Below are 12,039 nucleotides of genomic sequence, written 5' to 3'. Positions count from 1 at the left end.
CAAGACGCTCGGCTGGGATACCCCAGCCGAGCGTCTACGTGATCTACTCACCGTCTGAAACCAAGCGGTGTTGCGACGACCCCTTGAACCCAAGCCTTAGGTTCAAGGGGTCCGGGCCTTCCCCGTGGCGCCGGCCGCGCGGAGCCCTCCGCACGGCCGGGGCGCCGGTCAGGGCGTGTAGTGCGAGGCGTCGTCACCCTCCAGCGCCTGGCTGGACTCCCCGGTCACGCCCACCGGGACGTCACCGGCGACGGTGACGCGGTGCAGGCGGCGCGGCAGGCCGTCGTAGTCGTCCGGCGCGTAGTGCTGGGTGGCGCGGTTGTCGAACAGCACCACGTCCCCCAGCTCCCAGCGCCAGCGGACCACGTTCTCGGGCCGGGTCACGTACGCCTGAAGGCTGCGCAGCAGGTCGTGGGACTCGGCGCTCGGCAGGCCGACGACCGACTGTGCGAAGCCGCCGATGAACAGCCCGCGCTCACCGCTCTCCGGGTGCACCCGTACCACCGGGTGGGCGGTGCGGTACCTGCGGGCGGTGAAGACCCGGCGGCGCTCCTGGTCCGCGGCGTCCAGCTCCTTGCCCTGCGCGTAGTCGTAGTCGTTGGTGTGCACGGCCCAGAGCCGGTCGGCGAACTCGCGCAGCTGCTCCGGCAGGTCCCGGTACGCGGTCTGGGTGTTGGCGATCAGCGTGTTGCCGCCGTACGGCGGGACGATCAGGCTGCGCAGGGTACTGGCCTTCGGAGGCGTACGGACGAAGGTCACGTCGGTGTGCCAGCGGTTGGCCCGGCCGCCGTCCTCGCTGTCCACCGCCAGGACGTTCGGCTGCCCGTCGAGCGCGGGGACGGTCGGGTGCGCGGTGGTGAGGGTGCCGAAGTTGGCGGCGAAGCGGGTCTGGCCGTCGTCGTCCAGCTGCTGGCCGCGGAAGAAGAGCGCCTTGTGCTCCACCAACGCGGCGTTGAGCTTATCGACGGTCCCCGCGTCGAGTGCGGCGGCGGTGTCGACGCCGAGGATCTCGGCGCCGATCCGGCCGCCGACCTTGCGGATCTCGAAGGTGCTGGTCATCGGATCTCCTTCGGACGGTGTGTACGGTGCGGACATTCAGGAGGTGATGGGGGTGGCCGAGGCGGCCGGCCCCACGGCCGGGCCGATCGCGCGCAGCGCGCCCGGGGTCCGGCCCCGGCCCCAGCCGATCTGCGCGCGGTAGCTGCCGAGTAGCCCGGCCTCGGTCAGCCGCCGTTCGTCACGGACGGCCGGGTCCTGCGGCTGCGGGTGGGTGTACGGGGCGACGAACAGCGCGTCCACCGGGCAGTTGGCCTCGCACTGGAAGCAGGTCTGGCAGTCGTCCTGCCGGGCGATCGACGGGATGCCGTCCGCGCCCCGCTCGAAGACGTCGGTCGGGCAGACCTTGATGCACCGGTCGCAGGCGATGCAGCGCTCCGGGGAGACGAGTTCGATCACGCGGCGGCCTCCGTGGCGGTGCGGGCGAGCGGGCGGGTCCAGACCTCGTCCAGACCGCCGGTGGCGATCCGGTGGTGCTGCGCCGGATCCTGGTCGGGGTGGTCGAGCCGGCGGGCCATCCCCCGGGATTCGGTCCGGGCGAGCGCCGAGCGGTACATCCACCGGGCGTTCGCGGCGAGCGCCGCCGCCTGCCGGGCCCGGATCGCGTCCGTACCCGTGGCCCGCAGCCCGGCCCGCAGCCGTGCCCAGGTCTCGTCGAGCACGGTGAGCGCCCCGGTGAGGCCATCCCCGTGCCGGAGGTAGTTCTTGTCGTACGGAAGCACCTCGCGCTGGACGGCGGCGACGATCTCGCGGGCGTCCCCGCCGGGCGTCCCGGTGGGGCGCAGCCCGGCCCGGCCGGCCGGGGCGAGCGTGCGACGACGGGCACCGGGCCCGAGCGCCCGCGCGTACCCGGCGGCGCCACGCCCGGCCCAGGTGCCCGAGGACATCGCCCAGGCCGCGTTGTGGCTGCCGCCGCCGGTGAAGCCCCCGCAGATCTCCTCGCGGGTCGCGGCGTCCCCCGCCGCGTACAGGCCGGGGACGGTGGTGCGGCAGTCGTCGCCAGCGATCCGGATGCCGCCGGTGCCTCGCACGGTGCCCTCGGCGAGCAGGGTGACGGCGAACCGGTCGGTGAACGGGTCGATGCCGAGCCGGTCGAAGGTCAGGAAGAAGTTCGGCTGGGCCAGGCGCATCGCGCGGCGGGCCGCCTCGTCGGCGCGGTCCAGCCGGCAGTACACCTTCTGCCCGGCCAGCAGCGAACGGGCGATCACCGAACGGCCGCCCTGGCTGGCGGCGCCCTCCAGCGCGGCGCCGTCCCCAGTGGTGAAGGTGGCGTACGAGTAGAACGCGGTCTTGGTCACCGAGGTGTGCTCCGGCGCGATGCCGTAGGCGTTGGAGAACTCCATCCCCGAGAGCTCGGCGCCCACCTCGGCCGCGTAGAGAGCGCCGTCCCCGGTGTTGGTGTTCGTGCCGAGTGCCTTGCTGAGGAAGGCGCAGCCCCCGGTGGCGAGCACCACGGCGCCCGCCCGCACCAGGAAGGGGTGCCCGGCCTGCCGGCGGTGGCCCGCCGCTCCGGCGACCGAACCGTCGGCGGCGGTGAGCAGTTCGGTGACGGGGCTGTGGTCGAGGATGCGGACACCAGCCCGCCGCACCCGGATCCGCATCCGGCGCATGTACTCGGGGCCCTGCAGACCGTTCCGCAGCCGGCGGCCGTCCGGACCGGTCGGGAAGGGATAACTCCCGGTCTCAGCCAACTCGTTCATGTTGGCGTAAGTCTGGTCGAGGACCCTGGCCATCCAGCGCCGGTCGGCCAGGTGGCCGCCGAGCGCCTCCCGGCTCGCCATCGCCGCCTCGCGGCGCGCCGGCTCCGGGTCGACGTACCAGACGCCGGTGCCGCCGGCCGCCGTCGAGCCGCTGGTTCCGCAGTACCCCTTGTCGGCCAGGACGACGTCCACGCCCGCGCGGGCTGCGTCCAGCGCCGCCCAGGTGGCCGCCGGGCCGCCGCCGATCACCAGGACGTCGGCCGCGAACTCCTGTTGTGTACTCACGTCACACCTCTCAACTGCCCAGCGGGGCGCGCCAGGCGGTGAACCGGCGCTCCAGCGCGACCAACAGCTGGTTGAAGACCAGCCCGATGACGGAGATCGTCACGATGCCCGCGTACATCTGCGGGATCGCGAAGTTGTACTGCGACGCGTTGATCAGATAGCCGAGCCCCGCCTTCGCCCCCACCATCTCGGCGGCCACCAGCACCAGGATCGACACCGCCCCCGCGAGCCGGACACCGGTGAAGATCACCGGCACCGAGGCCGGCAGGATCACCTTCTGGAACAGGCGGGGTGCGGAGAGGTCCAGCGAGCGGGCGAGCCGGATCAGCGTCGGGTCCACGCTGCGCACCGCGCTGATGGTGTTGAGCAGGATCGGCCAGAGGCAGGCGTACAGCACGATCGAGATCTTGGACGTCTCGCCGATGCCGAGGATCAACACGAACACCGGGAGCAGGGCGAGCGCCGCCGTGTTGCGGAACAGCTCCAGCAGCGGGCTGAGCAGGTTGGCCACCGGCCGGTACCAGCCGATCAGCAGGCCGAGCGGCACACCGATCACCACCGCCAGGCCGAAGCCGCTGAGCGAACGGGTCAGGCTGGCCGCCGTGTTGTCGGCCAGCTGGCCGTTCTGCAGCAGCCCGTACCAGGCGTCCAGCACCTCGCTGAACGGCGGCAGGAAGGTCTGGTCCACCAGCTCGAAGCGCGGGGCGAGCTCCCAGAGCAGCAGCAGCGCGAGGATCGCCACGGACTTCGTGGCGCCGCTCAGCAGCAGCCCCGCGAGGCGCCGCAGCACCCCCGGCCCGTGGGCCGGGGCCGGCGTGGCCGTGGCACGGGGCGGCCGGTCCTTCGGCTCGGCAGGCGAAGCCGGGGCCGGCGTCGGGGCCGTCCGCACGGCCACCGCCGGGCGCGGGTTCAGGTCGGTGGTCATACGCGGCTGACCTCTCTCTCCAACTGCTGCGCACGGCTGACCTCGTCGTGCAGCAGGCTCCAGATCTGGTGGCGGTAGCGGGCGAACTCCGGGCTGGAGCGCAGGTCGTGGCCGGCTGCGCGCTCACCCAGGTCGATCGGGACGACTTCCTTCACCCGGCCCGGGCGCGAGGTGAGCACCGCGACGCGGCCGCCCAGGTAGACCGCCTCCTCGATGCCGTGGGTGATGAACACGACGGTCTTGCCGGTCCGCTGCCAGATCCGCAGCAGCTCGTCCTGGAGCGACTCGCGGGTCTGCGCGTCGAGCGCCGCGAACGGCTCGTCCATCAACAGGACGGCCGGGTCGTACGCGAGACTGCGGGCGATCGCGACCCGCTGCTTCATGCCGCCGGAGAGTTCGTGCGGGTGGCGGTCCTCGAAGCCGGTGAGACCGACCAGGTCGAGGTACTCCCGTGCTCTGGCGGCCCGTTGACGCCTCGGCACGCCGGTGGCCTCCAGGCCGAACTCCACGTTGCCCTGTGCTGTCCGCCACGGCAGCAGTGCGTACTGCTGGAAGACGATGCTGCGGTCGATCCCCGGGCCGGTGACCGGCCGGCCGTCGAGCAGGATCTCGCCGGAGGTCGGCGCCGTCAGACCCCCGAGGAGGTCCAGCAGGGTGGACTTGCCGCACCCGCTCGGTCCGACAACCGCCAGGAACTCGCCCTTGGCGACGTCGAGTTCGACCGAGTCGAGGGCGGTGAATCCGGAGCGCCGGCGGTCACCCGCGCGCCCCCGTACCGGGAACGTCTTGGTGACCCGGCGAAAGCTGATGTGATCGGTCATCGCGGGCTCAGCTCCCTGCGGCGGTGGGCGAGGCGGCCGGGTAGCCGTTGAACCGGTTGGTGTAGAGGTCGGCTGCCCTGACCTGCCCGGCTCTGATGTCACCGTGGGCCGTCAGCCAGTCGATCCAGAGCTGGAAGGTCCGGTCCGTGATCCGGCCGCCGGGTTCGGCGACGCCGAAGGACTTCCAGTACTGGAGCGCCGCGACGTCCTCGTTGCGGCCACGTCGCTTGATGATGTCCGCGCTGCGGGCGATCACCTCCTCGCGCGGCGTCGTCCTGGCCCACTCGATCGCCTGCGCGACCCCCGTCACGAAGACCCTCGACGTGGTCGGGTTCTGCCGGAGGAACTTGTCGGTCAGCACGTACGTGCCGGCGCTGAAGGCGCCCAGCAGGTCGAAGTCGCTGAACAGCGGCCTGATCCCGCCCGCCGCCAGCGCCTTGTCCCGCAGGACGCCGCCCAGCGAGGCGACCTCGATCTGCCGCTGCCGCAGCGACTGCTCGGTGTTGACCGGGGGCACGACGATCCGCTCGACCCGGCGCAACTCCGGTGCGGCGAAGCCGTTGCGCTGGAGGTAGGTGTCGAGCACCGCCTCGACGTGGGCGCCGAGCGTGTTCATCCCGACCTTCCTGCCGATCAGGTCCCGGGCGGAGCGGATCGGGCTGTCCTCCAGCACGTAGTAGCCGTTGAAGGAGGCGGCGTCGACGCCGTAGTAGCTGATCGTCGCCTTCACCGGGGCCCCGGCCGCGATCAGCTTGACGACGGCGCCGTTGAACGCCCCGCCGAAGTCCGTCTGCCCGGTCGCCGCCGACTGGATGTCCTGCGGGCCGCTGATCGTGTTGCCCACCCACTCCAGCTTCACGTCGCCGAAGTAGCCGAGGTCCTCGGCGAGTTCGGGCAACGTCACCTGCCCCACCCAGCCCTGGTAGCGGAGCTTCTTCGTCTCGGCCCCGCCGCCTGCCGCCGTCGCCCGGCCGCAGGCGGCCGCCGCCGCCGCGACCGCGGCCAGCGTGAGGAACCGGCGTCGGGAGGTGGGTCGGGAGGCGGGCCATGAGGTCACGGGCATGGGAGGTCCTTTGCGGGGTCGGCAGAGTACGCCGACGGGGACGGGCAGCAGGGCTGCCCGTCACGCGGCGAGGCGGGTGAACGGCCGGTGGTGGACGGGAGCACCCGGCGCACAGGCCGGGGCGGAGGCCGAGGAGGACGGCACGGCCGGGTACGGCGACAGCCCGGAGCGGCGGCCGCGACGGCAGGGCGACCGTGCCGGCAGGGCGACCGTGCCGGTTCAGGCCGGCAGGTGAGAGCAGCGCGTCAGCGCGAAGGAGCGCCGGTCAGTGGCAGACAGCACAGATGGCGCTCGCGTGCCGTCGTAGATCGACGTGCAGGCGGCCCACAAGGCGCTCGGATTGGCTCACGTCCGACAGCCTGGCAGCCGACCCGGACCAGGTCAACGAATGTTCAGCCGCCGGAAGAAACCCGCGTCCGCCGGGGGGTGCCACGCGCCCCTGGTGACGGCTTCGCCGTGCGCGCCGGGGTGCGCCCACGGACGGCCCCGGATGCGCCGGGCCCGGCGAGGTGGTCAACTCACGACGACGGGACGTCCCGAAGAAACCACACACGGAGTGGAGGCCCAACGATGCCCAAGGTGTCCAAGAAGACGGCGACGCAGGTCCAGGAATTCGGGCCGGTTGTCGACCGGCGTGCGGAGATGGGGGGCTACACGGTCGAGTTCGTCTCCTTCGGGGCCGATTCCGACCTGGACGGGCCGCTGCAGGCGCTGCCCGGCGGGGCGTGCCAGTGTCCGCACTGGGGCTACGTCATCGCCGGCCGCATGCGCTACGTCTTCGGAGACCACGACGAGGTGTACGAGGCCGGCGACGCGTTCTACCAGCCGCCGGGGCACCGGCCGTACGTCGAGGCGGGCACCGAGCTGCTGCAGTTCAGCCCGACCGACCAGCTCGCCCGGACCGAGCAGGCGATCACCGAGTGGATGAGCCGGCAGCAGGGCGGCACGCCCGGGTAGTCCGGTCGGCCGATTCCGGTCGGCCGATTCCAGCCGGGACGGGACGGGACGGCGCGGTCACGGGTGCCGGCGCGTCGCGTCCTCGGCCGTGCGCGCCGTGTGCGCGAGCGGATGTCGGGTGCGGGTACGAGCATGGGGGTAGGAAAGGAGCGCGGGCACCGGATTCGAATGTTGCTGCCGCGGAGGGCCGATGCGCGGGGACGGACGGGTCGCGAACGCCTGGCTCGCTCTGCTGAGCCGGGACTGGCTGGGACTGCCGATTGCGCTGCTGGTGACGGCGGTGGGTGTCGGCCTCGTGGCGTTGGAGAGCGCCTGGGCGGAGGCACTCGGGTGGATGGCTGTGACTGTCGGTGCAGTGCTGGCAGCGGGAGCGGTGCGGCACCTGGTGCTGGTGGCCCGCGAGGCGCGGGCGCGGCCGGCGCCGGGGAAGCTGGTCGACGTGGGAGGCCACCGGATGCACCTCCTCGCGGAGGGGGACGCCGGGGACGGCCCCACGGTCGTCTGGCTGCCGGGGGGACACGCCCCCGGCGAGGACTTCCGGCACCTGCACGTGATGACGGCGGCGCGGACCCGCTCGGTGCTGGTCGACCGGTTCGGCTCGGGCTGGAGTGATGTCGGGCCCTTCCCGAGGACGACGGCGGCCGAGGCGGAGGAACTCGTGGCTGCGCTGGAGGCGGCGGGGGAGCGGGCTCCGTACGTGTTCGTCGGCCATTCCTTCGGCGGGCTGCTGGTCGCCAATGCCGCCAGACGGCGGCCGGACCTGGTGGCCGGGCTCGTGCTGCTGGATCCGACGCCCCTTGAGGTCATCGCGTTCGCGCCGCCCAACCGGCTGGTCGCGGGCATGCGCGGGGCGTTCCTGCTGACGGCGGTGCGGCACCTGTTCGGCGCTCACCGGGGCCGTGGCGGCCGGACCGGCCCGTACTGCGCGGCCGCGTCGATCTTCGCGGAGCTCTCGCCCGCCGGCCTGGCGGGGGTGGGCTGGGAGACCGTGGTCTATGACGGGGACCTCGGCGACCTGCCGTTGGTGCTGGTCATACCCCGCGACCTCACGGGCGGCGAGACGGTGCTGGCCACCGCCCGGGACACGGCCGAGGCCGAGCGGATCGCCCGGTTCTACGTTCGGACGAGGACCCGGTACCTGGCGGCGTCGACGGCGTCCCGGCTGGTGTACACGCCGGCGGGCACCGGCCACGCCTTCCCGACCGAGGCGCCCGGGTTCGTGGTCGGGGTGGTCGCGGATCTGGTGCGGGAGCTGCGCACGTTCAGCCCATGACCGTTCGGGCGGAGCCGGTCCGGGCCGGGCGCCGGCGGGAGAAGGCGCCCAGGTCCACGACGTTGCCGGTGTGCTCGCAGCGGTAGCGGACCGGGTCGTCGTCGTGGTCGTGGCCGGCTTCCACCAGGTCGACGAGGGTGGCGAGGAAGCGGCCCACCAGCGGGGCGTTCTTGAACTGGTTGCCGCTGGTGCCCATGGCGACGTAGTAGCCGCCGAGAGCGGTGCGGTCGTAGATCGGGGTCCAGTCGTCGGCGACGTCGTACACGCCCGCGACCCCGAGGGGCCGGTTCGGGACGCCGATCTCCGGGAAGCGGCGGGCGGCCCGGGTGACCTGGGTCCGGAAGCGGTGGGCGGTGGGACGGGGGTCGGCTTCGTCCGGGTCGTCGATCCACTCCGGCAGGTCGCAGGGTGGCTCGGTGCCGCCGACCAGGAGGTGGCCGCCGGAGGCCGCTCGCAGGTAGGTGCCGAGGTCGAGGTCGGCGACGACGGGGCCGAGTCCGGGACCGGTGGTGTGGCCGCCCGGCGCGACGACCTGGTGGACCTCCTCGCGCAGCGGGCGCACGCCGATCGTGAAGTCGCTGCCGACGCCGGACAGCCGGTTGAGGCCTCCCGACCACGGGCCGGCGGCGTTGACCACGACCGGCGTGGCGATGCGCGTGCCGTCGGCCAGCCGGATTCCCGCCACCCGGTCCGCGTGCCGGTCGACGGCCACCACGGTGCGGTGGAAGAGGAAGCTCGCGCCCAGCTCACCCGCCGCGTCGGCGAGGTTCCGGGCGGCGAGCTGCGGGTCGTCGACGAACCCTGCGTCCGGGGTGAAGAGGGCGCCGAGCTCGCCGGTCGGTGCGTCGAAGAAGGCGTCGTCGTCCACCGGCTTCGGCGGCCAGTACCGCCCGGGGTCGATCCCGGGGAGGCGCCGGCGCAGCGTAGGGGCGTCCCACCGTTCGTACGGGACGCCCGCGCGGTCGAACAGGGCGGTGACCCCGGAGGGTGCGACGGCAGGGGAGTCGAGCAGCACGGCGCCGCTGCGGTGGAAGGCCGCGAGCGGGCGGCGGCCGGTGAGCCGCAGGTGGTCGGGCCAGGACGTCCAGAGGTGCTGGGCCTCCCAGGCGGTGGCCACGCCGTCGAAGGTGGAGTAGTTGAACCGGATGATCGCACTGGAGGCGCTGGTGGAGCCGTGGCCGGCGGCGCCGGCCTTGTCCACGACGACCACCTGCCGCCCGGTGCGGGCGAGTTCGAGGGCCACGGCGGCGCCGATCACCCCGGCTCCGACGACGACCGCGTCCGGTCGGCTGGTGGTCATGACGGCCTCTCATCGGGCAGGGCGGTGCGCAGGCCGGGCACGGAGGTGCGCAGACTGGACACGGAGGCGAGCAGCGTCCGGGTGTACGGGTGCCGTGGGTCGCGCAGCAGGGACTCGGTGGGGGCGGTCTCGACGATCCGGCCGTGCCGCATGACCGCCACCGCGTCGGAGACGTAGCAGACCGCCGGCAGGTTGTGGCCGATGAAGAGCATGGACAGGCCGAGCCGCCGCTGGATGCCGCGGATCGTGTTGAGGACGGAGGCCTGCACCGAGACGTCGAGCGCCGAGGTGATCTCGTCGGCGATCAGCAGTCCGGGCTCGACGGCCAGGGCGCGGGCGACGGCGATCCGCTGGCGCTGGCCGCCGGACAGTTGCCGCGGCAGGCGGTCCGCGAACCGGGCGTTCAGGCCGACGAGTTCGAGCAGGGAGATGACCCGCTCGGCACGGGCCTCCCGGTCGAGCCGGTGGAACGCGGTCGCCGCTTCGCCGAGCGTCTGGCGGACGGTCATCCGGGGATCCAGCGCGGTGTCCGGGTCCTGGAGGACGATCTGGACCAGGCGGCCGAGCCGGCGCCGGTCACCGACGGTGCGGGCCCGGACCTCCCGGCCGTCGAGCAGGATCCGGCCCCCGTGCACGGGGGTGAGGCCGACGATCGCTCGGGCCAGGCTCGACTTCCCGGAGCCGGACTCGCCCACCAGCCCGAGCGTGGTGCCGGGCGGGATCTCCAGCGAGACCCCGTCCACGGCGGCGACGGGGCCGCGCGGGCCGGGGTGGCGGACGGTCAGGTCGGAGACCTGAAGAGCGGTCATGCCACGACCACCTCCGCCGCCACCGGATACCAGCACGCCACCCGGTGGACCGCGTCGAGGTCCTCCAGCGGCGGGGCCTCCTCGGCGCAGTGCTCCCGGCGGCGTGGGCAGCGGGGCTCGAACGGGCAGCCCGGGCCGGGTGCGAGCGGCTCGGGCGGTGCGCCCTCCACCGTCGGCAGCGGCCGGTCGCGGTCCGCGGTGAGGTCGGGTACCGACTCGACCAGGGCCCGGGTGTAGGGGTGCCGGGTGCCGGTCGAGAGTCGGTCGGCGGGCAGGGTCTCGACGATGGACCCCGCGTACATCACCGCGACGCGGTCGCAGAACTCGCTCACCAGCGCGACGTCGTGGCTGATGAACAGGACGGCGGCGGAGGTGTCCCGCCGGATCTCGGACAGCAGCCGGGTGATCTGCCGCTGCACGGTGACGTCGAGCGCGGTGGTCGGCTCGTCGGCGATGATCAGGCCGGGCCGCACCATCAGAGCGGCGGCGATCATCACCCGCTGGCGCTGGCCGCCGGAGAGCTGGTGGGGGCGTGCCCGCAGCACGGCCGGAGGGAGGGCGACCCGGTGCAGGGCGTCGGCGGCCTCGGCCAACGCCTGGGCGCGGCTCGCGCCGCGATGGGTGCGGACGGTCTCGGTGAGCTGGGTGGCGATGCGCAGCGACGGGTTGAGCGCCGAGGCCGGGTTCTGGAAGATCATCGCCAGGCCGGTCGCGAGGTGGTGTTCGCGCTCCTTCGGCGTCATGGCGGCGAGGTCGGCGCCGAGCAGGCGGAGGGTCCGCCGGGAGATCCGGGCCCGGTCCGGGAGCAGGTCGGCGACGGCGAGTGCGGTGAGCGACTTCCCGGAGCCGGATTCGCCGACGAGTCCGACGATCTCACCGGGCCGCAGGGACAGGCTCACGCCGCGCACCGGCCGGATCACACCGTCCGGGGTGGGGAGTTCGACGGTGAGGTCCTCGACCTGGAGGACGAGACCCTCCGCGGCGGGCCCGCTCGTGGCGGTCGGCGCAGCGGGCGTTCGGGGTGCCGGGCTGCGCCGGGCGACGCCTCCGGCCAGGACCTCGCCGAGCAGCTGGAACGTCACCGCCGCGTAGAGGACGGCCAGGCCGGGTGCGAGGGCGGGCAGCGGCTCGGCGTAGATGCGGTCGAGTCCCTGGTTGAGCAGCTGCCCCCAGTCGTAGCCGGGCGGTTGGACGCCCAGGCCGAGGAAGCTCAGCCCGGCGAGCGCGACGAGGGCCGTGCCCGCGGCCGTGGTGGTGCTCAGCAGCAGGGGTTCGGCGATGTTGGGCAGGACGTGCCGCCACAGCAGCCGGTGCCGGCGCAGGCCGAGGACCCGGGCCGCGGCCAGGTGGTCGGTGCCCGCGACGGCGGCGGCGAGCGTCTGGGCGAGCCGGGCGAAACCTGGCACGCCGGCGACGGCCAGGGCGAGCACCGCTCCGCCGGCGCCCGCGCCGAACACGACCGCGAGGAACATCGCGACCAGGAGTGCGGGGAAGGCGAGCAGGAGGCTGATCAGCCCGGCGAGCAGCCGGCGGGTGCGGCGGCCGACCACGGCGGTGGACGCGCCGAGGAGGATGCCCCCGGTCGCGCCGAGCAGGACCGCGGCCAGCGCGAGCAGCAGGGACGGCCGGGTGGCCGTCAGGACGCGGGCGAGCACGTCCCGTCCGAGGCTGTCGGTGCCGAACGGGTGTGCTGCGGACGGGCCTTGCAGCACCGCGGAGGGGTCGGGGAGGTCGGCCGCCGCGCCCCAGAGGAGCGGGCCGGCCAGTGCGAGCACGACAAGTGACGCCAGCATGGCCGCCGTGGCCCGGGCCATGGGGGAGCGCGGGTACCTGAGGGGAAGGGGCATCGG

General features: G+C 73.7%; 11 protein-coding genes. 2 read left to right on the top strand and 9 right to left on the bottom strand.

Annotation, left to right across the window (positions count from 1 at the left end):
- Positions 1-168 precede the first annotated feature (168 nt).
- The 6 genes from ACZ5WK_RS38265 to ACZ5WK_RS38240 are packed head-to-tail and all read right to left on the bottom strand — an operon-like array spanning position 169 to position 5,850.
- Positions 169-1,059: a TauD/TfdA dioxygenase family protein gene (locus ACZ5WK_RS38265; RefSeq protein ID WP_465554857.1), complete on the bottom strand. Its 891-nt coding sequence runs from the start codon at positions 1,057-1,059 to the stop codon at positions 169-171.
- A 36-nt stretch (positions 1,060-1,095) separates the two neighbouring features.
- Positions 1,096-1,455 carry a 4Fe-4S dicluster domain-containing protein gene (locus ACZ5WK_RS38260; protein ID WP_465554855.1) on the bottom strand — a complete coding sequence of 120 codons (360 nt, stop codon included), beginning with the start codon at positions 1,453-1,455 and terminating at the stop codon, positions 1,096-1,098.
- Positions 1,452-3,041, bottom strand: coding sequence for an FAD-dependent oxidoreductase (locus tag ACZ5WK_RS38255; RefSeq protein WP_465554853.1), 1,590 nt, complete (start codon positions 3,039-3,041; stop codon positions 1,452-1,454). Before ACZ5WK_RS38255 ends, ACZ5WK_RS38260 begins: the two co-directional genes overlap by 4 nt.
- Positions 3,042-3,051: 10 nt before the next feature.
- On the bottom strand, positions 3,052-3,966 hold the full coding sequence (locus ACZ5WK_RS38250) for an ABC transporter permease (protein ID WP_465554851.1): 915 nt from the start codon (positions 3,964-3,966) through the stop codon (positions 3,052-3,054).
- Positions 3,963-4,787, bottom strand: coding sequence for an ABC transporter ATP-binding protein (locus ACZ5WK_RS38245; protein ID WP_465554849.1), 825 nt, complete (start codon positions 4,785-4,787; stop codon positions 3,963-3,965). Before ACZ5WK_RS38245 ends, ACZ5WK_RS38250 begins: the two co-directional genes overlap by 4 nt.
- Positions 4,788-4,794: 7 nt before the next feature.
- Positions 4,795-5,850, bottom strand: coding sequence for an ABC transporter substrate-binding protein (locus tag ACZ5WK_RS38240; RefSeq protein ID WP_465554847.1), 1,056 nt, complete (start codon positions 5,848-5,850; stop codon positions 4,795-4,797).
- 570 nt (positions 5,851-6,420) lie between these two features.
- Between ACZ5WK_RS38240 and ACZ5WK_RS38235 the strand changes: the two genes are divergently transcribed.
- Positions 6,421-6,807 carry a cupin domain-containing protein gene (locus ACZ5WK_RS38235; RefSeq protein WP_465554845.1) on the top strand — a complete coding sequence of 129 codons (387 nt, stop codon included), beginning with the start codon at positions 6,421-6,423 and terminating at the stop codon, positions 6,805-6,807.
- 190 nt (positions 6,808-6,997) lie between these two features.
- On the top strand, positions 6,998-8,080 hold the full coding sequence (locus tag ACZ5WK_RS38230) for an alpha/beta fold hydrolase (RefSeq protein ID WP_465554843.1): 1,083 nt from the start codon (positions 6,998-7,000) through the stop codon (positions 8,078-8,080).
- On the opposite strand, the gene ACZ5WK_RS38225 is transcribed toward ACZ5WK_RS38230, so the two are convergent.
- The 3 genes from ACZ5WK_RS38225 to ACZ5WK_RS38215 are packed head-to-tail and all read right to left on the bottom strand — an operon-like array spanning position 8,070 to position 12,036.
- A complete protein-coding gene (locus ACZ5WK_RS38225; protein ID WP_465554841.1) occupies positions 8,070-9,380 on the bottom strand; it encodes an NAD(P)/FAD-dependent oxidoreductase in 1,311 nt (436 codons plus the stop codon). The genes ACZ5WK_RS38230 and ACZ5WK_RS38225 overlap by 11 nt on opposite strands.
- Positions 9,377-10,189, bottom strand: a complete 813-nt coding sequence (locus tag ACZ5WK_RS38220) for an ABC transporter ATP-binding protein (RefSeq protein ID WP_465554839.1) — start codon at positions 10,187-10,189, stop codon at positions 9,377-9,379. The genes ACZ5WK_RS38225 and ACZ5WK_RS38220 overlap by 4 nt, the downstream gene beginning before the upstream one ends.
- The gene (locus ACZ5WK_RS38215; RefSeq protein ID WP_465554837.1) at positions 10,186-12,036 is read right to left on the bottom strand and encodes a dipeptide/oligopeptide/nickel ABC transporter permease/ATP-binding protein; all 1,851 of its coding nucleotides are present in this window, start codon (positions 12,034-12,036) and stop codon (positions 10,186-10,188) included. Before ACZ5WK_RS38215 ends, ACZ5WK_RS38220 begins: the two co-directional genes overlap by 4 nt.
- Between the last annotated feature and the right edge of the window lie 3 nt (positions 12,037-12,039).

This window comes from Kitasatospora sp. NPDC032757 (assembly GCF_055579305.1).
The sequence above is the reverse complement of the archived record's forward strand: the minus strand, read 5'-3'. Positions and strand labels throughout refer to the sequence as shown.

Excerpts from the sequence above, each read along its gene's own strand:
- ACZ5WK_RS38265 (WP_465554857.1), bottom strand. The coding sequence starts at position 1,059 with ATGACCAGCACCTTCGAGATCCGCAAGGTCGGCGGCCGGATCGGCGCC.
- ACZ5WK_RS38250 (WP_465554851.1), bottom strand. The coding sequence starts at position 3,966 with ATGACCACCGACCTGAACCCGCGCCCGGCGGTGGCCGTGCGGACGGCC.
- ACZ5WK_RS38245 (WP_465554849.1), bottom strand. The coding sequence starts at position 4,787 with ATGACCGATCACATCAGCTTTCGCCGGGTCACCAAGACGTTCCCGGTA.
- ACZ5WK_RS38240 (WP_465554847.1), bottom strand. The coding sequence starts at position 5,850 with ATGCCCGTGACCTCATGGCCCGCCTCCCGACCCACCTCCCGACGCCGG.
- ACZ5WK_RS38235 (WP_465554845.1), top strand. The coding sequence starts at position 6,421 with ATGCCCAAGGTGTCCAAGAAGACGGCGACGCAGGTCCAGGAATTCGGG.
- ACZ5WK_RS38230 (WP_465554843.1), top strand. The coding sequence starts at position 6,998 with ATGCGCGGGGACGGACGGGTCGCGAACGCCTGGCTCGCTCTGCTGAGC.
- ACZ5WK_RS38225 (WP_465554841.1), bottom strand. The coding sequence starts at position 9,380 with ATGACCACCAGCCGACCGGACGCGGTCGTCGTCGGAGCCGGGGTGATC.
- ACZ5WK_RS38220 (WP_465554839.1), bottom strand. The coding sequence starts at position 10,189 with ATGACCGCTCTTCAGGTCTCCGACCTGACCGTCCGCCACCCCGGCCCG.
- ACZ5WK_RS38215 (WP_465554837.1), bottom strand. The coding sequence starts at position 12,036 with ATGCCCCTTCCCCTCAGGTACCCGCGCTCCCCCATGGCCCGGGCCACG.